This is a genomic window from Bacillus cabrialesii (assembly GCF_004124315.2).
Classification (GTDB): Bacteria; Bacillota; Bacilli; order Bacillales; family Bacillaceae; genus Bacillus; species Bacillus cabrialesii.
Genome location: NZ_CP096889.1, coordinates 638,862 through 661,867 on the forward strand (window position 1 = coordinate 638,862; position 23,006 = coordinate 661,867).

A 23,006-nucleotide genomic window follows, 5' to 3' on the forward strand; every position below is an offset into this window, starting at 1 on the left:
TTTGGACTATGCATCCATAAAAAAAGCGGCTCAATTTAGGGAGCCGCTTTCCTTTATGCCATTTCTGTTTTTTTCATATACAGGTAGAGCCCGTAATCTGTCGGAGCGGATGCGTATCCTGCCTGCCGCAGCATTGCCGCGATATTGCCGCGGTGGTATGTCCCGTGATTGACAACGTGGGGAACCAGCTCGGAAACAGCGGTCTTCATGATTCCGCCTGAAGGATTTTGAATCTGGAGAGGTTGATTGAGCTGTTCTTTTTGCTGCAGAAATAATGTATAGCGGTCAGATAACTTCAAAAACAGGGCTTCCATTTCCTCCAGTCCTTTTGCCTCGGTCTGTTCTTTAAGCTGTTCAGCTAATGCCAACGCATCGTTCATGCTTTTGCCGGAAAACACTTCAATCCAGCCGAGATCAGAAAGATAAACGTGAGACAACACATGGGAAATCGATGGAAACACACTTTGGATTTCTTGGCGGTACACCTCTTTTGGAAGCTCTTTTAATCGGTTGAATATTTGCTGATTGGCCCAAACGTTATATTCATACAATTTCAGTGAAAAATCTGGCATGAAAAATTTCCCCTTTCGTATTTATAACCCCTATTATACACGAACAAACATTCTCGTTGTATTCATATATAAAATATGTTGACAGACATAGTTTAGAGGAATAAACTAATTAACATTGATCATAAAGTTTAGAGGGGTAAACTACAATGAGGAGGGGAAGATGTTGAACGAACAAAAGCTATGTCAGGCGATAAACCTGTTTGTGGAAGTGCTGCTTGAAGGGACAGAATTTGTGCATCGTGAAATCGACCAGGATGTCTTCAAGCATATCTCAAGGGAACAGGCAGACCTGTTGAAAATCTTAAAAGTCAAGGGTCCTACCTCTCCCGGCAGTCTCGCCATGTATCAAAACGTACATAAGAGCGCGATTTCGAACAGGCTGAAAAAGCTGCTCGATAAGGGATTGGTTGAATGGGAGGACAGCCCGGCCAAGAGTGATAAGCGCTCTAAGCTGATTAACATCACAGCCAGCGGTGAACACATACTGGAAGAATTAGATTCAGCCATCTTTAACGCTCTCAAAGAGCTGATCGATGATATAGATGAGGAACATTTACATTCTATCATTGAGATATTCACCATTCTAAAAAGCAAATTTAAAGGAGAGGATTCTGCCGAATGAGAGCAATCATCAAATTCAAGTGGGCAATTGCAGCCATTATATTGGCACTTACCGTCGTATTGAGTTTGTTTTCTCCGAACTTAACGGAGCTAGCCAATCAAAAGGGGCAGGCCCAGCTTCCCGCTGATGCTGTTTCAGAAAGAGCAAACGCCATTTTAAAACAAGCGGGAGAAGACAATAATTCGATCAGTGTTGTCGTTACATTAGACCACGCTTTGAAGAAAGACACAGAGGACCAGCTTCGCACAATGATCGATAAAATCAAAAAGATCGACGGTGTGGAAGAGGTCACGTCTCCTCTGACAGCGGAAAAAGAAGTCAAAGACCAGTTGATTTCAAAAGACAAGAAAACCGTCCTCATTCCTGTCACGATTACAGGTTCTGATCAAAAGGCGGAAAAAATCGCGGATGACATTTATAAAATTGTTCCTGATGATTTGACGGCATATATCACGGGAGCTTCTCTCATCAATCAGGATTTCGCACACAGCTCAGAAGAAGGGCTTAAGAAAACGGAAGTGATCACAGTCTGCTTAATCATCGGGTTACTGCTGATCGTGTTCCGATCTGTTGTGACGCCTTTTATCCCGATAGTGGTTGTCGGTTTCTCATACTTGATCAGTCAATCCATACTTGGCATCCTTGTGTACAATGTTGATTTTCCAATCTCGACATTTACACAAACCTTCTTAGTCGCCATCCTGTTCGGTATCGGAACAGATTACTGCATTCTGCTTCTTACCCGATTCCGTGAAGAATTGGCAAACGGCCATGACAAAAAAGAAGCGGCGCTTATCGCTTACCGTACAGGAGGAAAAACCTTATTTATCAGCGGATTTGCGGTATTGATCGGATTTTCCGCCTTAGGATTTGCAAAGTTTGCGATTTTCCAATCCGCAGTAGGAGTCGCGGTTGGTGTTGGGATCTTAATGATCATCCTCTACACATTGCTGCCATTATTTATGGTGACGCTGGGTGAAAAATTATTCTGGCCTTCTAAGAAAGTGCTGTCTCACAGTGACAACAAATTATGGGCGTTTCTCGGCAGACATTCCGTCGTCCGTCCGTTTCTGTTTATCGTCATCACGGTCATGATCACGCTTCCGTTCATTTTGACCTATGATGACCAGATTTCATTCGACTCGACTGCGGAAATCAGCAGCGATTATCAATCAATAAAAGCTCTCGAGGCCATTAAGGATGGATTCGGTGAAGGAAAAGCGTTCCCGATCAATGTTGTCGTGAAAGGAGACAAAGATCTCACAACAGCTGATACAATCCCTTATCTCGGAAACATCAGCAAAGCGATCGAGAAAGTCGATCATGTTGACTCTGTCATGACTATCACGCAGCCGACGGGTGAAAAAATCATGGATTTATATATTGATAAACAGCTAGGCTCAGTTTCAGACGGGCTGGATAAGACGGTAAAAGGAATTGCCGATGTCCAAAGCGGTTTAACGGATATAGAAAACGGACTGAATCAAATGGCGGGGCAAACCGGTTCAGCCTCAAATAGCAGCTCCGGCGGTTCATTTGGCGATGCGGCAGAGGGCTTGGGCAAAATCAATCAGCAGCTGCAGCTGGTCAGCAAACAGATGTCCCAAACCGGCAACACCGCACAGACCGTACAGCAGCTTACGGCAATCAGCGGACAGCTTGGACAGATTCAAGCCGGACTTGAACAAGCGAACCAGCAACTCACAGGCCAGCAGGCCCAAGCCGGAACGCTGACGGAAAGCCTTATTAAGCTTTCCGATGGCGTAAAGAGCGCAAATGATGGCCTGACGAAAATCTCGGACGGCATGACAGCTTCCAGTGATATGTTAGAGGACATGAGCAAGAGCTCAACCGTAAGGGACACAGGCATATTCATTCCTGATCAAGTCATGAAGGATAAAGACTTCAAGAAGTCAATTGACCAATATTCCTTTGCAGACGGCAAAGGCGTGCAATTAAGCGTCGTCCTGGATTCCAATCCTTATTCAGAACAAGCCATTACGACGATAAACCAAATCAAAAAAGCTGTAGCAAACGAAGTTGAGGGCACTCCTCTGGAGGACTCTCAGATCGTATACGGCGGGGTCACGAGTATGAATGCGGATTTAAAAGAGCTGTCCACAACGGATTTCTCCAGAACAATGGTGATTATGATTATTGGCCTGTTTATCGTGTTAACCATTTTGTTCCGCTCAATGATTATGCCGGTTTATATGATTGCGTCACTGCTGCTGACGTACTATACGTCAATATCTATCACAGAATTAATATTTGTAAACGGCTTAGGAAACGCCGGCATCAGCTGGGCAGTACCGTTCTTCAGCTTTGTCATCTTGATCGCGTTAGGCGTGGATTATTCGATCTTCCTGCTTGATCGATTTAAGGAAGAGGTGCACATGGGCATTGAGCAGGGCGTCGTCAGATCAATGAGCAAAATGGGATCCGTCATTATAACGGCTGCCATTATTTTGGCCGGCACGTTCGCCGCGATGATGCCTTCAGGCGTCAATACGCTGATGCAGGTGGCAAGTGTCATCATTATCGGGCTTTTGCTTTACGGCCTTGTCATTCTTCCGCTGTTCATTCCGGCAATCATCGTGACTTTTGGCGAAGGGAACTGGTGGCCGTTTGGCAGGAAGAGAATCAAAGAATAATCGAGAGAAGAGTGATGAATGGTCATCACTCTTTTTTTCAGACGTGTTAACGAAAAAACAGGTCAAACGATCAAACGGCGGCTTTAATAAAACAAAGAGCCCGGGACATATCCCTGGGCTCTTTGTTTTATTTCCATTCTGCAATTGTATCAATCGGCAGGCGGTAGGAAGCATAACCTTCGTCTGCTGCTTTTCCGATAGAAAGAAGCATGACCGGTACATAACGGTCTTTTTCTAATCCGAACGTTTCCGCGATGTTTTCTTTATCATAGCCGCCAATCGGGTTTGTATCGTAGCCGTGCGCGCGTGCAGTCAGCATCAGCTGCATCGAAACGAGGCCTCCGTCAATCAGGATCGTTTCGCGGTTCACCTGTGCCGGAAGCTTTTCAAAATGAGCGGTCAGCGCGGCGATTTGTCTGTCTTTGACCTCCTGCGGCATGTAACCAAGTTCCACGGCTTTTGAATAGATTTCTTCTAAGTAGTCTGCATTGTTCATGTCTGCAAATACAGCGATGACTGCAGAAGAAGTTGTGACTTGTGTTTGGTTAAAGCTTGCGAGCGGTGCGAGCTTTTCTTTTCCTTCCGGGCTGTCAATGACGAGAAAACGCCATGGCTGTGCGTTAACAGAAGAAGGCGCGGTTGTTGCTTCCTCTAAGATTTCTGTCATCTCTTCTTTACTGATTTTCACTGTCGGATCATAGTTTCGAATGGAACGGCGACCTTTCATTATCTCCATAAAATCATTTGTTTTCATCATGTTGATACACTCCTCTTATGCTTCAATATTGTTTATGTTGTTCCGCATGCGCGCCAGCACATCAATGAGCAGGCGGCGCTCGTCTGCACTTACATTTGCGAGCATTTCCTTCATGAAACGCTCCTTTTCTTTCTTAGAAGACTCAATCCGCTCTCTTCCTTGCTCTGTTAATCGAACAAGGGTGATGCGGTTGTCCTCAGGCTTGCGCCGTCTTGAGACCATGCCTTTGGCTTCCAGCTGTTTCAGGTGTCTGGTGACGGCTGCGCTATCTATGTTTACTTTCTTTTGAAGGTCGCTTTGACTGATCTCATCTGCATGATAAAGCAATGTCAGCAATTCCAAACGAGATTGGCTGATGCCCGTGCATGCCTCGAACTTCACGCCAATCACCTTGTTCACGCCTTGCAGCTGATATAAAATCTCGGCTTCCTCAGAACAAAATGACGCCAAAACCCATCCCTTCCTTCTTGTCAAAATTATTAATTGATATATCAATGATTGACACGTCAATTAATATACACCGAATGATTTCATCTTGCAAGCCATTTGCACATTTTAAAAAACCTCCCCGGAGGGAGGTTTTTGTCATCCTTGCGGCTCAGGGTAAAACATCAGCAGAAAAAAGCTGGCCGTTTCTTCAGATGAATTGATGTAGCTGTGCGGGGTTGATCCTGCAAATTGCAAGGCGTCTCCGGAAGCGAGCATGTGCTCCTGGCCCTGCAGATTAACCGTTAATTCGCCTTCTTTAATGAGAAGGTATTCTTCCCCTAAATGTGTTTTTGCTTCATGAATACATCCAGGTTTCAGATCAACAACGTAAATTTCAAACTTTGTTTCAGGATTGTAGGGAAAAAAGGGGTAGACACTGTAGTTTTCTTCATTATCTGTGATAGGTTCGATATCCTGCAGATTGATTTTTTTAACTTTTGGCTTGTCTTCTTTCAGAAATACAGAAAAGGATACTTGAAGCCCGTTTGCGATCTTCCATAGCGTGGTGACAGTCGGGGTTGATTTTCCTTTTTCGATTTGTCCGAGCATCGCTTTGCTGACACCCGTTAATTCGGAAACTTGATCAAGAGTCAGGTTTCTGGTTTTTCTAAGTTTGACTAGATTCTTTGCGATAATGGCTTGGATATCATCCATACATGTATCTCCTTACGTCCATATTCGCTTTATTATAACATATGGAAATCTGTTATCACATTGTATTGTAAGTTATAACATACGAATGTATAATATATTAGACGAGGAGGGGACAGAATGATATCTGAAAGAGAAATGACTCATGCAAAAACTGACGAGCCAACATTCCTGCAGGGATTTCAAGATTGTGTTCCGACGCTGGTCGGTTACATTAGCGTAGGCTTAGCTTTTGGAATTGTGGGGGTTGCGTCGCATTTAAGCGTGATGGAAATTGTGCTGATGTCGGGATTGGTTTTTGCAGGCGGCGCCCAGTTTATTATGTGTGCGTTGTTGGCGGCGAACAGTCCAATGTCAGCGATTATCTTGACAACATTTATTGTGAATTTACGGAATTTTCTATTAGGGGCAGCGCTTGCTCCTCATTTTTCAAAGTATTCGCTGATGAAAAATGTAGGGATCGGAATGATGGTGACAGATGAGTCGTTCGGTGTTGCTTCCAATAAGATTGTCAAAAACGAGCCGATTAGCGACCGCTGGATGTTCGGTTTAAATCTTACGGCGTATGTGTGCTGGGTGCTGTCTTGTGTGGCAGGTGCCGTTTTTGGCAAGTGGATTGCCGATCCAGAATCGTTCGGACTTGATTTTGCGGTGACGGCTATGTTTTTGGCGCTGCTGGTTCTTCAGCTGGAACATATTGTGCCGGCGAAGCTTAAACACTATGTATCTCTCATTATTTATATGGTGATTGCCATGGTTATTTTTTCTTTCTTTATGCCGTCTCATCTTGCGGTCATCATATCAACCGTTATCGTCGCAACAATCGGGGTGGTGACGGATAAATGAATATCGATACATATATCTTGCTGGTGATTATCGGCTGTGCGCTGGTCACGATGATTCCCCGTATCATTCCTTTTTTAGTTGTTCGGAATATCACTTTGCCGGAGCCCGTGCTCAAGTGGCTTTCCTATGTGCCGGTTTGTATATTGACAGCACTTGTCGTAAAGGATTGTATGATTCAGTCTAATGACACTTTGCAATTGAATTGGCCTGTGGCCGTCATCTTGATCCCGACTCTCCTGATTGCGATGAAAACGAAAAGCTTATCTATTACTGTGATCAGCGGTGTCCTTCTTATGGCGGGTTTGCGATTATGGGCTTAAAACAAGTGGATCGGCACTCACTGGATCAGGGCAGAAGACCCTGGTTTTTTTGTGTCTTTTGTTCAAGCTTTAAGCGGCTTTCACAGATTGAAAGTTATGATACAATATACAAATGTTTTACAGCTTCAATCCATCGTTGGAGTTGACATCCATTTTATATAAGGAACTAGGTTGAAGGGAAGGTTTGATAATATGCTGCACAATCCAACTGGAAAAGAACGCTTGGCATTGGCGTTTTTGCTCGGCATGCTTGCTATATTGGGCCCACTTAATATAGATATGTATTTGCCGAGTTTTCCTGAAATCGCTAATGATTTATCAGCAAGTGCGTCACTTGTACAGTTAAGTTTAACAGCCTGTCTGGTCGGGCTTACGATCGGCCAGCTGATTGTCGGGCCGGTCAGTGATGCGCAGGGAAGACGGAAACCGCTATTAATCTGTATTTTTTTATTTGCGTTATCTTCTCTGTTTTGTGCGCTGTCGCCTAATATTACAACATTAGTGGCCGCGCGTTTTTTACAAGGATTTACCGCTTCCGCAGGGCTTGTGCTGTCTCGCGCCATCGTCCGCGATGTGTTTACCGGAAGAGAGCTTTCTAAATTTTTCTCGCTGTTAATGGTGATTACAGCTGTTGCGCCAATGGTTGCGCCTATGACGGGCGGCGCCATTTTGCTTTTGCCATTTGCAACGTGGCATACGATTTTTCATGTGTTAATGATCATCGGATTTTTACTTGTTCTTCTTATTGCCTTTCGATTAAAAGAAACGCTGCCGCCGGAAAAACGGATTCCAAGCTCAATCGGAACATCTGTCAAAACGATGGGCAGCCTGCTGAAGGATCGGTCCTTTATGGGCTACGCGTTAACGGTCGGATTTATTCACGGGGGAAGCTTTGCATATGTGTCTGGTACGCCTTTTGTATACCAGGATATCTATGGAGTGTCGCCGCAGGTATTTAGTATTCTTTTCGGCATTAACGGCCTGGCGATTATATCGGGGAGCTTTATTATCGGGCGCTTCGGCGGGATCATTCATGAAAAGAGCCTGCTTCGCATAGCGGTCATCACGGCAATGATTGCGACTGCTGTGCTTTTGACCATGACGATGATTCACGGGCCTCTTGCCACATTAGTCATATCCATTTTTATTTACATGATTACGATCGGCATGGTTCTGACAAGCACGTTTACGCTGGCGATGGAGAAGCAGGGACACCGCGCCGGAAGCGCAAGTGCGCTGCTCGGCATGCTGCCGCTGCTTCTCGGCTCGATCGTCTCTCCGCTTGTAGGTATTAATGAAACAACTGCCATTCCAATGGGAGCGATCATGTTTGTGACAGCGGTCATCGGCTCGCTGGCGTTTTTTGGATTAACGAAAGAACGAGCGGAGCAAAACTCATAAAAAAACCTGACATGGCGTCAGGTTTTTTGTTTTATTTAGAATAACAACAGCAGGCCCGCAATCGCAGGTGTCAAAAAGATGGCCGATTTCAGAACCATCTTTGGCATAAGGTTGGTGAACTTCGCGCCTACATAGGCACCGCACATTGTGCCGACAAGAACTTTGATCAGCAGGACATAATCGACAAATCCTTCTGTGATATATCCGATGCCTCCTCCTACAGCGAGGGGAATGATCACAAGCATCGTCGTTCCGACAGAATGGCGGATGGACAGGTTCAGCATAATCATTAAACCGATTTGAATAAAAGGCGCCGACCCGATACCGAATGTGCCGGAAAGAATGCCGGATACAATTCCTAAAATAACCGCTCTCGTATACGTTGAAAGATTGCTCTGATTCATTTGAGCCTTCTCTTTTAAAAGAAACAATCTGATTAGAATGAGAATCGCTGATAAAAACAACATCCCAGCCGTCAAGTAATGAAGCAAATCAGCCGGAATGAAAGATGTCAGCTTTGCGCCGAAAAATGACCCAACCGCAGCAAAGCATCCGACGGTTAAGCCGATTTTCATTTGAATGTTGCCTTCACGATAGTGGCTGTACGCCCCTGATAAGCTGGTGAAAGCCATGCCGGCGAGGGAAGTGCCTAAAGCCGTATGAATCGGGATATGGAAAAGAAGAGTTAAAAGGGCAATGACAAAGCCTGCTCCCCCGGCACCAATAAATCCTAAAATAATTCCGAGAAGAAACATAACAAGAATAATGAGCATATTTATTCCTCCATTAAAAAGATCTAAAAATGTAAACGTGCGCTATTTTGGCGGAGGTATAGTGTCCTATTGACGATGAAAAACATGTATTTTTTCAGATGCCAGTAGTCCGTCGACCGTCGTTCAGCAAACATATCGTACCTCAAATTCTGAGAACTGACAAGGCTGTTTGTTGCTTCCCATTACCATCTGTTATATGATTTTGATGAAGAAAAGCCCTTGAATATATTCAAAAGAGGTATTATATATGGACGATTTTAAATTAGACAAACCGACTCCTTACTACCTGCAATTTTATAACCAGCTGAAAAAAATGATCTTCAACGGGACTTTTATGCCGGGGGAACGGATAAACGAAACACAGCTGGCGAAAAGCTTTGGCGTCAGCCGCTCTCCGATAAGGGAAGCCATGCGGCTGCTTGAGAAAGACGGTTTGTTAAAAGCAGATGACCGAAATGGATTTTCTATCACATCGTTAACGGCAAAAGATGTAGATGAGATTTATAAAATCAGAATTCCGCTGGAGCAGCTGGCAGTCGAGTTAGTCATAGACGAAGCGGATGAAGAAGAGCTTGCCATACTCGAGAAACAGCTTGAAGAAACAGAAAAAGCCATTCAAAATGGAATGGAAGATACGGAAATTATCAGCTTGAACCAAAAGTTTCATGAGCTGCTTGTTGATTTCAGCCATAACAGACATTTAAAAAATCTGCTTGAGCATGTAAATGATCTGATTCACTTTTGCAGAATCCTTAATTATACCGGCGATCACCGTGCAGAAACAATACTGAGTGAGCACCGCAAGATATTTGAAGAAGTGAAAAAGAAAAACAAAGAAGCAGCCAAACAGCATGTGATGGCTCATTTCAATCATGATTGTGAGCATTTGAAGCGAGTGCTTGAAGAAGGAAAAGAGAATTGATTTTCGTGATCCGTTACCAAGGGGAAATGACCCCTTGGTATTTTTTATGTGTTCACCAACATATATAAGAGGCCCCGTTAATAAGATTTTATGATGGATTGACTAATGAATAATGGGGGTTAAACATGTTTATCCATATCGTCGGGCCTGGTGATTCTTTGTTTTCCATAGGCAGAAGATACGGTGCTTCTGTTGATCAAATCCGGAGTGTGAATGGTTTAGATGAGGCAAATATCGTGCCGGGGCAGGCTCTGCTTATCCCTCTTTATGTATATACGGTTCAGCCGGGAGACACGCTGACCGCCATTGCGGCAAAAGCGTTTGTTCCCTTAGAGCGGCTGCGGGCCGCAAACCCGGGCATCAGCCCAAATGCTTTACAAGCGGGAGCAAACATAACGATTCCTTCTATCTCAAATTACATTGCGGGAACGTTAAGTTTTTACGTGCTCCGAAACCCTGACCTCGATCGGGAATTAATCAATGATTATGCGCCATACTCGTCTTCGATTTCGATTTTCGAATACCATATTGCACCTAACGGCGACATTGCAAACCAATTGAATGATGCGGCCGCTATTGAGACAACATGGCAAAGACGGGTGACGCCGCTTGCGACCATCACAAACCTTACATCAACAGGATTCAGCACAGAACTCGTTCACCAAGTCCTAAACAACCCGACAGCGAGAACCAATCTGGTCAACAATATTTATTACTTAGTTTCCACAAGGGGATATGGCGGTGTCACAATCGATTTTGAACAGGTGAGCGCCGCGGATCGGGATCTTTTCACTGGGTTTTTGCGCCAGTTGAGAGAGCGCCTTCAGGCGGGAGGATATGTGCTGACGATAGCTGTTCCGGCAAAAACAAGCGATAATATCCCGTGGCTGAGAGGCTACGATTACGGAGGAATAGGAGCGGTTGTCAATTATATGTTTATCATGGCTTATGATTGGCATCATGCCGGAAGTGAGCCGGGCCCTGTAGCACCGATTACTGAAATCAGGAGAACCATCGAGTTTGCGATTGCGCAGGTGCCGAGCAGAAAAATCATTATCGGAGTCCCGCTCTACGGGTACGACTGGATCATCCCGTACCAGCCGGGCACAGTTGCTTCAGCCATTTCAAATCAAAACGCAATTAAAACAGCGATGAGGTACCAAACCCCGATACAATATTCAGCCGAATATCAATCACCGTTTTTCCGGTACAGTGATCAGCAGGGGCGAACGCATGAGGTATGGTTTGAAGATGTCAGGAGCATGAGCCGGAAGATGCAGATCGTCCGTGAATACAGATTGCAGGCTATAGGCGCTTGGCAGTTAACCTTAGGCTTCACGCCAGGCCCATGGCTTCTGCGGAAATTTTTTACGATCAGAAAGGTATAAAAAAGGCACAGAGCTCGTTGTCTTTTTTTGGATTCAGTCCACAGGAGCAGAATAGTTCAATCATTTGTCCCTTGCATGGGATTACGTTCCCATTTTACGATTAGTAGTAGTCTGATCAAATAAAACATGAGAATACGATGTGAGAGGGAGCTGTCAAAATGAAATCAGTCTTGATTTTAAACTTTCCTGCGGAAGGCCATGTGAATCCTACCTTAGGCATCACAAAAGCGTTTTCGGATAAGGGATATGATGTCCATTATATTTCCACTGAAAAATACAAAAAACGATTAGAAACGGCGGGGGCAACCGTCCATCTTCACCGGGATCTTCTGCGAACAACACCTATTCATATCGGTTCGCCCAATGGCATTCTTGATTTCTTGAAAATCCATATCAAAACCTCGCTGGACATTTTACATATTGTGAAGGATTTATCTAAAAACATTCACTTTGATTTTGTGTATTATGATAAATTCGGCGCGGGAGAGTTGGTGAGGGACTACTTAGATATTCCGGGGGTCTCTTCTTCAGCGTCCTTCCTGTTTGGCGAAGAGCATCTGAAAATCCTGCCGCTGCATCCGGAATCCGGAGCGCCGCTTGAATTGGATCAAGAGTGCGAAGACCTTTTGGCGAAAATGAAAGAAACATACGGTGTCGCCCCGAAAAACCTGGTTCAATTCATGAACAATAAAGGAAAACTGAATGTAGTGTATACAAGCCGTTATTTTCAGCCTGAAAGTGATCGTTTTGGGGATGAATGTCTGTTTATCGGTCCCAGCTTTCCAAAGAGAGCGGAAAAAACAGATTTCCCGATTGAACAGTTAAAAGGTGAAAAGGTCATTTATATTTCAATGGGGACTGTTCTGGACAATACGGAGGAATTCTTCAATCTCTGTATTGATGCATTTTCTGGCTTTAACGGAAAAGTCGTCATCGCTGCCGGAGAAAAAGCGGATCTGACCAAATTAAAGCAGGCGCCGGAACACTTTATCATTGCTCCGTATGTCCCTCAGCTGGAAGTGCTGGAGCAAGCTGATGTGTTCATTACACACGGAGGGATGAACAGCGTAAATGAAGGCATTCATTTCAGAGTGCCGCTGGTTGTCATGCCTCATGACAAGGATCAGCCGATGGTAGCGCAGCGACTCTCTGAACTCCATGCAGGCTGTGTCATCTCTAAAGATGAAGTCAATGTACAAATATTAAAGCAGGCCGTAAATGAAGTTTTACACAACGATCAGTATACGGCAGGCATTGAAAAAATCAATCAAAGCTTCCAAGAGTGTATGGACATGGATGAAGTGATGGAGCGGATTGATAAATTGATTCGCCAAAAAAACAGATAAAAAAGAACTCCCGTACAAAGTACGGGAGTTCATCATTTAAAACTTGATTTTGATCTTTTGAGCATCACTGATTTTCTTATGGTTGTGGTCAAAGACGTCACTTGTTGTGATGTCGATCCACTTGATCTCTGCTTTCTTCTTATCAGCATCTTTATCATGGGCATGGCCGCTTGATGCGTTCACAATAAAGCCGAGATTTCCGGACTTTTTGGCTCCGCCTTCCAGCTCACCATTTAACTCTTCAAGATAAATATCTTTGTTCCAATCAAAAGTTTCCCCTGTATTTGTTTTCATCAAGGCAATCGGCGCAACATTTACTTTCTTTGAAGAGGTGTTTTTGATCTCAACGAAGACCTTAACGAAATCAAACTCTTCATCGTGCGTTAACACATGAAAATAATCAATCATGCTGTAATCCGGTCGCAAATGGATCAGCTTCATTTCTTTTACTGTTAGCTCCACGTCGCCGATTTTATATGTTTGATTCACTTGCTTGATATCCTTTAAAACAGCTTTTCCCTTGTCATCAGAAAACGTTTGGCCAACCTTCAGCAATGACCGGTCATCGGTCACTTGGGAATTAGGCTGATACTCATCAAAACTGTCTTTATGAGATGACGTGCTTTGCGGTGTGGCTTTTACCGCTTGCTCTCCGCCCGTACTCGGTTTTTCTGAACTTGCGTTTGATGAACAGCCCGCAAGCATGATGGCAAAAGCAAAAATTGAAAGAATTCTTCTCATGATGATTCCTCCATTAAAAAGAGATCCCGTTACTCCATACAAGCAACGGGACATCTTGTATTCTTTTACTTATCATTAATCTTAATGTTGTATTGTAAAGCCTTGAAGACGTTTTTAGCGATTTCTGTATTATCGATTTGGCCGGCAAATGTCTCACTGGACGGACCGTACGCATAGACGGGAACATCTTCACCAGTGTGTCCGCCTGTTGTCCAGCCGGTGTGTGAGCGTTTGTTGAAAATCTCCTCGATCGCATTATCGATTTCAAGCACTTCTTTCGTTTTTGCGGCTTTTTCAACAGATTGAATTTCCGATTCAGTTAAAGCTAATTTCTTTTGATCAATATACGTTTTTAATGTTTTTTCAACATTTGCGCCGTCAGCGATTTTTTCTGCCATAAAGTCAGGTGTGCGCTTGGCCGCTTTAATGGGTTCACTGAACCAGTTGTAGATGCCGTCCGCACCGATGGAGTACCCGCCAGTGGAGTGGTCAGCCGTTGCGACAACTAATGTGTGTTTGTCTTTTTTGGCGAAATCAATAGCCGCCTTATAAGCTTGTTCGAAGTCTTCCATCTCACTCATTGCGCCGACGATATCATTGTCATGTCCCGCCCAGTCAATTTGGCTGCCTTCCACCATGAGGAAGAAACCGTCTTTATCCTTGCTTAATTTTTTAATCGCTGTGTTTGTCATATCTTTTAATGAAGGAATATCCTTCGTGCGGTCAATCTTTTTAGGAAGGCCGCCGTCAGCGAATAGGCCGAGAACTTGACTGTCTTTATTTTTCAGCATGTCCTTGCGGTTATCCACATAGCTGTATCCCGCTTTTTTGAATTCCTTGATCAAATTGCGGTCCTTGCGGTCAAAATTGCTTTTCCCTCCGCCAAGAAGGACATCAATTTTGTGTTTGCCGTTTACCATTTCATCAAAATAATCATCGGCAATTGAGTTCATATTTTTCCGGCTGTGATCATGGGAACCGAAAGAGGCCGGAGTAGCGTGTGTAATTTCTGACGTGGCCACAAGCCCTGTTGATTTTCCTTCTTCTTTCGCCGCTTCAAGCACCGTTTTGGCCTCTGAACCGTCATTATCGACTGCAATCGCATTGTTATATGTTTTGATCCCGGCAGACATAGCTGTTGCTGCAGATGCGGAGTCTGTCACGTTCTGCTCTGGATCTTCAGGGTAAGTTGTTTGCTGGCCGACCAAGTATTGGTCAAAAGCTGTAGGCTCTACAAATTTTGTCTTTTTATTATCTTTTAAATAACGATGAGCAGACGTATAGGACACGCCCATACCATCACCAATCAGTACGATAACATTCTTAATTTCGCCTTGATTCCCCTTTTTCTTTTCCTGGGCGCTGGCTTCAGGCACACTGCCGCTGGCTAAGCTGCTGAACGCAATAGATGATAAAACCGCGATAGGCAGCAATTTCTTCGGGAATTTTTTCAAGTGAATAACCTCCTAGAAATATATAAATCTGAAAGACAACCTCATTATATTTTTCAAGTGTTAAGCTAGTATTAATCGATTTTAAAGATTGGATTTACAAGAATAATTAACGGACACCCTTAAATAATGGTTATTCTTTTATGAGAAGTTTTAGAAGGAAAGAGCAATAGTACTAAAGAAATAAATTGAAGGAATAGATACTGGCTGTGGGGAGGCGGACTGATAACTGCTATAGTCACATAGAAACAACCTGCTTACTTCTTGAACAATCAGGATTCTTTTAAGTATTACATTTGGAAATAGGATTTTTTAAGTACGTGTCTGGTCGGTTCCGTTTGGAGTTTTAATGAACTTCTCTGAACGGTATCATTTTATTTGAGGAGGGAACAATATGGATGTTTTTTCTGAATATGTAGCGGGGATTGATGACCCGTTCCACCGAGAAAGAACGGAAGAAGTGTTGACTTGGATAAAAAATAAATATCCAAATTTACATACATAAATAAAATGGAATCAACCAATGTTTAAGGATCATGGCACATTTATTATTGGGTTTAGTGTATCTAAAAAGCATTTAGCTGCCGCCCCTGAAAGTGTGACGATAACACATGCAGAGGAGGATATTGTGAAGGCTGGATATGACTACACCAAAGAACTGATACGTATCCCATGGAATGGCCTAGTTGATTACCCGCTACTTGAAAAATGATTGAATTTAATATTCGAGACAAGGCTAACTGCTCCACTTTTTGGCGGAAATGAAAAAATAAAATAGCTTTAGGAATGAATGATATGTCATTGCAAAGAAGAAAGGCATAACCTATTAGCTATATGAAATATGTTATGCCTTTTAATTATATTGCTGCTTTTAGTCAACTGACTTGCGGAATAATAATCACCTTGCTTCCACTTCCTGCTACAGTAAAGCGGTGCCAAACCCTTTCTTTTCAATGATACTATCTAATGAAATAATTTCACAATCTTTCCAGTCTATCACGTATGTAATACAACCGATGATTTCGCCGCTCTCATCTACAGCGGCATAACCATCTAATTCATTACAACGAAAAATGCCGCTGGAAATCACCATCTCGGGTGTACCCCAATGCTTGGCAAAAAAAATCGGTCATCATCTGTTTCGGTAATTCATTGTTTTGGATGATGATCATCGTAACACTCCTCTATTGAAAGATTGCATGTGCACTATCAATATACAATAAATAACAATAAGAAAATAGATGTAGAGGTGAAGGCATGAAAATCAACGATGACATTTACGGACAGCACGATATAGACGGGGTGCTGGAAGAGCTTATCAAGAGCGCGCCGGTGCAAAGGTTAAAAGGAATCTATCAAGGAGGAGCAAGCTTTTTAGTCAATCGAAAGTGGGATGTGACCCGGTATGAGCATTCCGTCGGCGTGATGCTTCTCATCAAAAAACTGGGAGGAACGATAGAAGAACAGATAGCAGGCCTGCTTCACGATGTGTCGCACACGGCTTTTTCTCATGTAATCGATGTTGTCTTTGAAAATGAAGCGGAAGACTATCATGAAAACATCTTTCAACAAGTCATTGTTCAATCAGAGATTCCGGGAATTTTACAAAAACACGGTTATGATGCCGAAGAACTTTTAACAGACGAAACGAGATGGACATTGCTCGAACAGCCCGCACCGGAGCTCTGTGCCGATCGGACAGACTATACGCTGCGTGACATGTACCGATATGGACACATTAGTCTGCACGAAGCGCAAACCTTTTTGGATCATCTCATTGTGAGAAACGGAAGGATGTTTCCGGATCGTATTGAAGCCGCTGAATGGTTTGTCAGGGTATATTACAAGGAAGTGATTGATTTCTTTTTGAATCCCGTGAATGTATATGGCTATGAATACTTAGCACGAACGTTGAAGGCCGCGCTGCGTCACCATGTCATATCCGCGGATGATCTGCTGAAAACGGATCAAGAAGTTCTCGACATCCTGCACGCATCCAAAAATGAAGAAGTGCTGAGCTTGCTTACACATATTCATCCACGCGTTCAAGTGAAAGAAGATGACACCCAGTACGATTTCCATCTAAAGAAGAAAATGCGCCTCATCGATCCATCTGTTTTTCATCATGGCAAATGGGTCAAAGCCTCAGCTGTATCTGAAAACATCAGAAAATGGGGTGAGGCCGCTTATCAAAAAGCGAAAAAAGGTGTGTATATCAAAGTGTTACATCACTAATTGCCGCGTAACAGCGGCTTTTTTCATGTTTGGCTTTGCAAACCAAAGGGAATAGGACAAACTGCGGGAACGTTTTATGAGAATATCAGCGTATTTACATACCGTTCGGGGGTATAGTATTATCGAGAGGCATGATTGCTTGCAGATATGAGATTTTATTGTCTGCGGGCAAAAGTTACAGTAAAAAATGAAGCAAAGGAGAATGAACATGAAAGTCTCTAAAAAAGCACTGGGCATTCTGATGTTATCTCTTGTTTTTGTTTTATCAGCATGCGGAAATAACAATAGCGCGAAAGAAAGCAAACATGAAAATCATTCAGGTTCATCATCACATGAAGAAATGGAGCATTCCGGATCTGCTGACGTGCCAGAGGGATTACAGGAATCTAAAAATCCGAAATATAAAGTAGGCAGCCAGGTAGTCATCAATGCATCTCATATGAAAGGCATGAAAGGTGCCGAAGCTACAGTGACAGGCGCCTATGACACAACGGCGTATGTTGTCTCATATACTCCGACAAACGGGGGGCAGCGTGTGGATCATCATAAATGGGTGATCCAGGAAGAAATCAAAGACGCGGGAGATAAAACATTAAACACCGGAGATCAAGTGATCTTAGAGGCTTCTCATATGAAAGGCATGAAGGGAGCGACAGCCGAGATCGACTCCGCCGAAAAAACAACCGTATACATGGTCGACTATACATCGGCAACAAGCGGTGAAAAAGTGAAAAACCACAAATGGGTCACCGAAGACGAGCTTTCAGCTAAATCATAAAAAAATCCTCCTTTTACAAGGAGGATTTTTTTGCTGTCTTAACAGGTCTTGTTAAAGAAATTAAAGCAAACAGGACAGCAATGATGACGATCGATCCGCCACACCATGCCGTTGAGACAACAGTACCCGTCTGATCCAAAACAACACCGCCAATGGCTGAGCCGAGGGCAATTCCGACTTGAAGTGCCGACGTGTTAAAGCTTTGCTGAATGTCAGACGACTCTGGCGCAATTTCAATTAAATAGCTTTGCTGAGCGGGGGCGAGGCTCCAGCTCAGAAGACCCCAAATCACCATGACAGGCAAAAAGAAAATCATAGACGATGTTGACAGCGGCAGTAAGAACATAATGATGGCAAAGGAACCGGTCACCAGCAAAATGCTCTTGAAGGAACCAAGCCGGTCAGAAAGCGCTCCTCCGAAAGGGCCTCCGCATACAGCAGATATCCCGAAAAGGAAATAACAAATGCTGACCCAGAACGAGCTCAGGTGAAGAGTCTCTTCTAAAAACGGCGCAAAATAAGCGTACAGCGTGTAGTGCCCCGCTAAGGTAAACATTGTGACGAGGTGCGAACTCGCGATTTTTAGATTGCCGATCGTCTTGAGCTGATCCCGAAAAGGAATCATTTTCTCTGTCGGTATCTTTTCAAAGAAGATTGAAATAATCAGCATGGAGACTAGCGCCAAAAGTCCGATGCCAAGAAACAAAATGCGCCATCCGAAGGAATCGCTGATCAAGATTCCGAGCGGCACGCCCAATGCGATAGCGGAACTGAATCCCATAAAAATAATTCCGATTGCGCGCGCTCTGTATTCAGGCGCCACAATTTTCGGAGCGATCGTTAAGGAAAGCACAACAATCAGCCCTGTACTCATCGCAGCCAATACCCGTGATACCATCAGCATTGCAAAATTAGGACTGAAATAAGCTACTAGGTTGCTAAGGAAGAAAACAAATAAAGCAATTAAATATAATCGCTTCCGCTCAACCTTCGCAGTCAATGCCAAAAGCAGCGGCCCTGACACTGCATATCCCAGCGCAAACACACTGATCAGCTGCCCGGCTGAGACAATGGATATGTCTAAATCATTTGCGATCTGAGGAAGAATTCCTCCCACAATTAACTCAACCAATCCGACTGCAATTGTAGAAGCTGCAAGCAGGAAAACTTTAAAATTCATAACAAACTCCTTTACTTAAATGTTTTGATAAATAAAAAAAATCCTGATTACAAAAAATGTCATAAACAAATTTTGTAATCAGGATTTTACGGTTCCTGGTAGACACCCTCAAACCATATTATTGAGGTTATACAAGTGATCATAGCTATTTAATTGATTCGTTTCCGTTGAAGAGTGTAACACATAATGAATGAATCTTCCATAGAAAAATTTACAAAGCGGTGAACCGAATGAATATATGATTAGATTTATTTTTTAAAAGTATAGACATTTAAATACAAATGACTATAATAACAATTGTAAGCGTTTTAATCATAAGGGGGGATAACAGTTGAAAAAAATATTACTTGCGTGCAGTTCGGGAATGTCCACCAGTTTATTGGTGACAAAAATGAAGGAGTACGCACAATCCATCGGTGAGGAAGCGGAGATTTGGGCTGTCGGCCAGGATAAGGCAAAAGAAGATATGAAAAAAGCGGACGCCGTTTTGATCGGCCCGCAAATGAGCTTTCTGAAAAGCGAGCTGCAAAAAGAGGCGGATCAATACAGTATTCGGGTTGAAGTCATTGACATGATGGCCTACGGAATGGCAGATGGCAAAAAAGCGTATGAGCAGGCACTGTCATTAATGGAGAATCAATAATGGAACAGATGAAAATCACGGATTTAACAGACGAACAAATCAGTTTTCAGCTTATCCTGCACAGCGGAAATGCCCGCAGCTGCATCATACAATCACTGCGCGCCTACAAAGAAGGGAACAAGGAAGAGGCCGATGCCCTCATTTCCAGGTCTGAGCAGGATTTATCAGCAGCCCATGACATTCACTTTCAAATGATACAGAAAGAATCCGGCGGAGAAGCTGCCGCTTTCTCCTTGCTGCTCATGCATGCGGAGGATCACCTGATGTCAACATTGGCCATGAAAGAATTAGTGAAAGAGCTGCTTGATCTCTTTAAAACAAAGAATCTATAAAAAATCGGGGTGGATAGGGTGTTCGAGAAAATCAGCCAATTCCTTGTTCCAATTGCAGGGAGGTTAAACAATAACCGCTATTTGCAAGTGCTGCGTGATGCATTTATGCTGGCTTTCCCTCTTACGATATTCGGGTCCATTTTTGTCGTGTTAACGAACCTGCCGTTCTTAACCAAAATCATGAACGCCTCAATGCTTACGTCGTTTCAGTCTCAGTTCGGCATAGCGTCCACGGCGACTATGGGCATCATGTCTGTCTTTGTCGTGTTCGGGATAGGCTATTACCTGTCAAAAAGCTATCAGGTCGAAGCTGTATTTGGCGGCGCGATCGCTTTGGTTTCTTTTTTGCTCTTAACGCCATTTATCGTTCAGCCGGAAACAGGAAATGCCATTACAGGCGTTATCCCGGTCGACCGCCTCGGTGCAAAAGGGATGTTTCTTGGCATGATCACGGCGTTTCTTTCCGGTGAAATCTACAGGAGAATCGTTCAAAAAAACTTGACGATCAAAATGCCTGCCGGAGTTCCGCCTGCTGTAGCAAAATCATTTGCCGCACTTATTCCGGCTTTTATTACATTGACAGTGTTTTTGTTGATTAACGTTCTGGTGACACAGCTTTTTAAAACAAATATGCACGACGTTATTTATCATGCGATTCAGGCGCCGCTTGTCGGACTTGGAAGCGGTATCATCCCGACGCTGATTGCCGTGTTTTTCATTCAAATCCTTTGGTTTTTCGGACTGCACGGACAGATCATTATCAACTCTGTGATGGACCCGATCTGGAATACACTGCAGGTCGAAAATCTTTCTGCCTACACGGCCGGAAAAGAAATTCCCCATATTATTTCGAAACCGTTTATGGAGATTTATACAGTGGGGATGGGCGGAACGGGGATGACGCTTGCAATTGTGATTACAATCCTCATATTCATGAAAAGCAGGCAGATGAAGCAAGTATCCAAACTTGGCCTCGCGCCCGGCATTTTTAACGTAAACGAACCGATTATCTTCGGGCTTCCGATTGTCATGAATCCGATCATACTTGTGCCTTGGGTATTGGCGCCGATGGTTGTTACGCTCGTCACCTACCTGGCCATGTCAGCCGGTCTCGTTCCGCCTCCGACTGGTGTGACGGTGCCGTGGACGGTTCCACTATTTATTAATGGCATCATGGCGACCAACTCGATCATGGGAGGCGTGATGCAGCTTGTCAATCTGCTGATTGTCTTCGTCATTTGGTTTCCGTTCCTGAAAGCAATGGATAAATTAAATCTGGCAAAAGAAAAAGAACAGGCTGTGCAGGAAACAGCTGCTCAGCAAAATGATAACAATATCAAATTGTGACATAAGGGGAGAGAGACCTTGACACAAACAGAACAATATCGCTTTCCGAAAGACTTTTGGTGGGGATCATCCGCTTCGGCAACACAAACGGAGGGTGCCGCCGATAGAGACGGAAAAGGGCAGAATATATGGGATTATTGGTTTGAAAAAGAACCGCATCGTTTTTTCGATCATGTCGGACCCGCAGCCACATCTCAATTTTACGACAACTATAAAGAAGATATCAGGCTGATGAAAGAGCTTGGCCACAACTCATTCAGGCTGTCGATTTCCTGGTCGCGTTTAATACCTAACGGGACAGGCGAGATCAATGCCAAAGCTGAAGCGTTTTATCATAGCGTCATTAATGAGTTGATCGCTAACGGAATTGAGCCTTTTGTCAATTTGTTTCATTTTGATATGCCGATGGAACTTCAAAAAACCGGCGGCTGGGTAAACAGGGAAACGGTTGACGCTTATGAAAACTATGCAAGAACATGCTTCCGTTTGTTTGGCGACCGGGTGAAAAAATGGTTCACGCATAATGAACCGATCGTCCCTGTAGAAGGCGGATACTTATATGATTTCCATTATCCAAACAAGGTCGATTTTAAAGAGGCTGTCCAGGTCGGTTATCATACGATGCTATCGAGTGCCCGTGCGATTCAGGCTTACAGGGAGATGAAGCAGGATGGAAAAATCGGCATCATCTTAAATTTGACACCCTCCTATCCGAGAAGCAGCCATCCGGCGGATGTGAAAGCGGGAGAAATAGCGGACGCGGTTTTTAACAGATCTTTTTTAGACCCTTCTGTGAAAGGTGAATTCCCAAAAGAGCTGGTTGAGATTTTGAAGAGTGAGGGCTTTGTGCCTGACCATCAAAAAGAAGATCTTGAGGTCATCAAACACAATACGGTTGACCTGTTAGGCGTGAATTATTATCAGCCGAGACGTGTAAAAGCAAAAGAACATCTTCCAAACCCCGATGCTCCTTTTTTGCCAGACAGGTATTTTGATCCGTACGTCATGCCGGGTCGCAAAATGAATCCGCACCGCGGCTGGGAGATTTACGAAAAAGGCGTATATGATATTTTGATCAATTTAAAAGAAAACTACGGGAACATCGAGTGCTTTATTTCAGAAAACGGAATGGGGGTCGAAGGCGAAGAACGCTTCAGGGATGACCAAGGCATCATTCAAGATGATTATCGGATTGAGTTTATAAAAGAACATCTCAAATGGATTCACCGCGCGATACAGGAAGGATCAAATGTAAAAGGCTATCACCTATGGACCTTTATGGACAACTGGTCTTGGACGAATGCCTATAAAAACCGATACGGGTTTGTATCAGTCAATCTTGAAAAAGACGGAGAAAGAACCGTTAAAAAGAGCGGAAAATGGTTCAAAGAGGTTGCTGAGCAAAACGGTTTCTAGATTTTCGAAAGATACAGATCTTCCGGCAATCATCAGGATAAATAGAGATCACGGCCAGCCGCAACATTGATGAAATAGAGAAAAGAACTTATGATATCCGTAAAGAAGCTTATGTGATATCAAACTTTAACAGCTGCCGGAG

21 protein-coding genes, 3 pseudogenes and 1 riboswitch are annotated in these 23,006 nt (G+C 43.7%); of the genes and pseudogenes, 15 read left to right on the forward strand and 9 right to left on the reverse strand.

Annotation, left to right across the window (positions count from 1 at the left end; all coding sequences use genetic code 11):
• Window positions 1–53: 53 nt before the first annotated feature.
• Entirely contained in the window at window positions 54–572 is a 519-nt protein-coding gene (gene dinB, locus EFK13_RS03325) for a damage-inducible protein DinB (protein ID WP_129506561.1), read from the reverse strand.
• A 163-nt stretch (window positions 573–735) separates the two neighbouring features.
• Between dinB and EFK13_RS03330 the strand changes: the two genes are divergently transcribed.
• Together EFK13_RS03330 and EFK13_RS03335 are read left to right on the forward strand one after the other, a co-directional pair.
• The gene (locus tag EFK13_RS03330) at window positions 736–1,194 is read left to right on the forward strand and encodes a MarR family transcriptional regulator (protein ID WP_129506730.1); all 459 of its coding nucleotides are present in this window, start codon (window positions 736–738) and stop codon (window positions 1,192–1,194) included.
• Entirely contained in the window at window positions 1,191–3,848 is a 2,658-nt protein-coding gene (locus tag EFK13_RS03335; RefSeq protein ID WP_129506560.1) for an MMPL family transporter, read from the forward strand. The genes EFK13_RS03330 and EFK13_RS03335 overlap by 4 nt, the downstream gene beginning before the upstream one ends.
• A gap of 127 nt (window positions 3,849–3,975) precedes the next feature.
• On the opposite strand, the gene EFK13_RS03340 is transcribed toward EFK13_RS03335, so the two are convergent.
• The 3 genes from EFK13_RS03340 to EFK13_RS03350 all read right to left on the reverse strand — a co-directional run bounded on the left by EFK13_RS03340 (window position 3,976) and on the right by EFK13_RS03350 (window position 5,748).
• Window positions 3,976–4,605, reverse strand: a complete 630-nt coding sequence (locus EFK13_RS03340) for a nitroreductase family protein (RefSeq protein WP_129506559.1) — start codon at window positions 4,603–4,605, stop codon at window positions 3,976–3,978.
• A gap of 15 nt (window positions 4,606–4,620) precedes the next feature.
• Entirely contained in the window at window positions 4,621–5,115 is a 495-nt protein-coding gene (locus tag EFK13_RS03345) for a MarR family transcriptional regulator (RefSeq protein ID WP_129506558.1), read from the reverse strand.
• Between the two features lie 75 nt (window positions 5,116–5,190).
• On the reverse strand, window positions 5,191–5,748 hold the full coding sequence (locus EFK13_RS03350) for a helix-turn-helix domain-containing protein (RefSeq protein ID WP_129506557.1): 558 nt from the start codon (window positions 5,746–5,748) through the stop codon (window positions 5,191–5,193).
• Between the two features lie 117 nt (window positions 5,749–5,865).
• Between EFK13_RS03350 and EFK13_RS03355 the strand changes: the two genes are divergently transcribed.
• The 3 genes from EFK13_RS03355 (at window position 5,866) to EFK13_RS03365 (ending at window position 8,312) form a co-directional block, all read left to right on the forward strand.
• Window positions 5,866–6,591 carry an AzlC family ABC transporter permease gene (locus tag EFK13_RS03355; RefSeq protein ID WP_129506556.1) on the forward strand — a complete coding sequence of 242 codons (726 nt, stop codon included), beginning with the start codon at window positions 5,866–5,868 and terminating at the stop codon, window positions 6,589–6,591.
• Window positions 6,588–6,911: an AzlD domain-containing protein gene (locus EFK13_RS03360; protein WP_129506555.1), complete on the forward strand. Its 324-nt coding sequence runs from the start codon at window positions 6,588–6,590 to the stop codon at window positions 6,909–6,911. Before EFK13_RS03355 ends, EFK13_RS03360 begins: the two co-directional genes overlap by 4 nt.
• Window positions 6,912–7,103: 192 nt before the next feature.
• Window positions 7,104–8,312 carry an MFS transporter gene (locus EFK13_RS03365; protein WP_129506554.1) on the forward strand — a complete coding sequence of 403 codons (1,209 nt, stop codon included), beginning with the start codon at window positions 7,104–7,106 and terminating at the stop codon, window positions 8,310–8,312.
• 35 nt (window positions 8,313–8,347) lie between these two features.
• Here the strand turns inward: EFK13_RS03365 and EFK13_RS03370 are convergent, their stop codons facing one another.
• Window positions 8,348–9,085 carry a sulfite exporter TauE/SafE family protein gene (locus EFK13_RS03370; protein ID WP_129506553.1) on the reverse strand — a complete coding sequence of 246 codons (738 nt, stop codon included), beginning with the start codon at window positions 9,083–9,085 and terminating at the stop codon, window positions 8,348–8,350.
• Between the two features lie 247 nt (window positions 9,086–9,332).
• Between EFK13_RS03370 and EFK13_RS03375 the strand changes: the two genes are divergently transcribed.
• The 3 genes from EFK13_RS03375 to EFK13_RS03385 all read left to right on the forward strand — a co-directional run bounded on the left by EFK13_RS03375 (window position 9,333) and on the right by EFK13_RS03385 (window position 12,741).
• Window positions 9,333–10,007: a GntR family transcriptional regulator gene (locus tag EFK13_RS03375; protein WP_129506552.1), complete on the forward strand. Its 675-nt coding sequence runs from the start codon at window positions 9,333–9,335 to the stop codon at window positions 10,005–10,007.
• A gap of 125 nt (window positions 10,008–10,132) precedes the next feature.
• A complete protein-coding gene (locus tag EFK13_RS03380; protein ID WP_129506551.1) occupies window positions 10,133–11,395 on the forward strand; it encodes a glycoside hydrolase family 18 protein in 1,263 nt (420 codons plus the stop codon).
• Window positions 11,396–11,553: 158 nt separating this feature from the next.
• Window positions 11,554–12,741 carry a macrolide family glycosyltransferase gene (locus tag EFK13_RS03385; protein WP_129506550.1) on the forward strand — a complete coding sequence of 396 codons (1,188 nt, stop codon included), beginning with the start codon at window positions 11,554–11,556 and terminating at the stop codon, window positions 12,739–12,741.
• 36 nt (window positions 12,742–12,777) lie between these two features.
• On the opposite strand, the gene EFK13_RS03390 is transcribed toward EFK13_RS03385, so the two are convergent.
• Together EFK13_RS03390 and EFK13_RS03395 are read right to left on the reverse strand one after the other, a co-directional pair.
• On the reverse strand, window positions 12,778–13,482 hold the full coding sequence (locus EFK13_RS03390; RefSeq protein WP_129506549.1) for a DUF4352 domain-containing protein: 705 nt from the start codon (window positions 13,480–13,482) through the stop codon (window positions 12,778–12,780).
• Between the two features lie 65 nt (window positions 13,483–13,547).
• A complete protein-coding gene (locus EFK13_RS03395) occupies window positions 13,548–14,936 on the reverse strand; it encodes an alkaline phosphatase family protein (RefSeq protein ID WP_129506548.1) in 1,389 nt (462 codons plus the stop codon).
• Between the two features lie 391 nt (window positions 14,937–15,327).
• Between EFK13_RS03395 and EFK13_RS03400 the strand changes: the two are divergent.
• A pseudogene (locus EFK13_RS03400) lies at window positions 15,328–15,698 on the forward strand (iron chaperone).
• A gap of 157 nt (window positions 15,699–15,855) precedes the next feature.
• Here the strand turns inward: EFK13_RS03400 and EFK13_RS03405 are convergent.
• Window positions 15,856–16,105: pseudogene (locus EFK13_RS03405) on the reverse strand (GNAT family protein); the annotation flags it as partial.
• 85 nt (window positions 16,106–16,190) lie between these two features.
• Here EFK13_RS03405 and EFK13_RS03410 point away from each other — a divergent pair.
• Entirely contained in the window at window positions 16,191–17,168 is a 978-nt protein-coding gene (locus EFK13_RS03410) for an HD domain-containing protein (protein WP_129506547.1), read from the forward strand.
• A 158-nt stretch (window positions 17,169–17,326) separates the two neighbouring features.
• A pseudogene (locus tag EFK13_RS03415) lies at window positions 17,327–17,946 on the forward strand (YdhK family protein).
• 13 nt (window positions 17,947–17,959) lie between these two features.
• Here EFK13_RS03415 and pbuE read toward each other — a convergent pair.
• Window positions 17,960–19,126, reverse strand: coding sequence for a purine transporter PbuE (pbuE, locus tag EFK13_RS03420; RefSeq protein ID WP_129506545.1), 1,167 nt, complete (start codon window positions 19,124–19,126; stop codon window positions 17,960–17,962).
• Window positions 19,127–19,181: 55 nt separating this feature from the next.
• Window positions 19,182–19,281: riboswitch (purine riboswitch) on the reverse strand.
• Between the two features lie 176 nt (window positions 19,282–19,457).
• On the opposite strand from pbuE, the gene EFK13_RS03425 reads away from it, so the two are divergent.
• The 4 genes from EFK13_RS03425 to EFK13_RS03440 are packed head-to-tail and all read left to right on the forward strand — an operon-like array spanning window position 19,458 to window position 22,864.
• Complete coding sequence (locus EFK13_RS03425; protein WP_064814880.1) at window positions 19,458–19,769, forward strand: PTS sugar transporter subunit IIB; 312 nt, start codon at window positions 19,458–19,460, stop codon at window positions 19,767–19,769.
• Window positions 19,769–20,101, forward strand: coding sequence for a PTS sugar transporter subunit IIA (locus tag EFK13_RS03430; RefSeq protein WP_129506544.1), 333 nt, complete (start codon window positions 19,769–19,771; stop codon window positions 20,099–20,101). The genes EFK13_RS03425 and EFK13_RS03430 overlap by 1 nt, the downstream gene beginning before the upstream one ends.
• A gap of 18 nt (window positions 20,102–20,119) precedes the next feature.
• Entirely contained in the window at window positions 20,120–21,448 is a 1,329-nt protein-coding gene (gene celB, locus EFK13_RS03435; protein ID WP_129506729.1) for a PTS cellobiose transporter subunit IIC, read from the forward strand.
• Between the two features lie 18 nt (window positions 21,449–21,466).
• Complete coding sequence (locus tag EFK13_RS03440) at window positions 21,467–22,864, forward strand: glycoside hydrolase family 1 protein (RefSeq protein WP_129506543.1); 1,398 nt, start codon at window positions 21,467–21,469, stop codon at window positions 22,862–22,864.
• Window positions 22,865–23,006 lie beyond the last annotated feature (142 nt).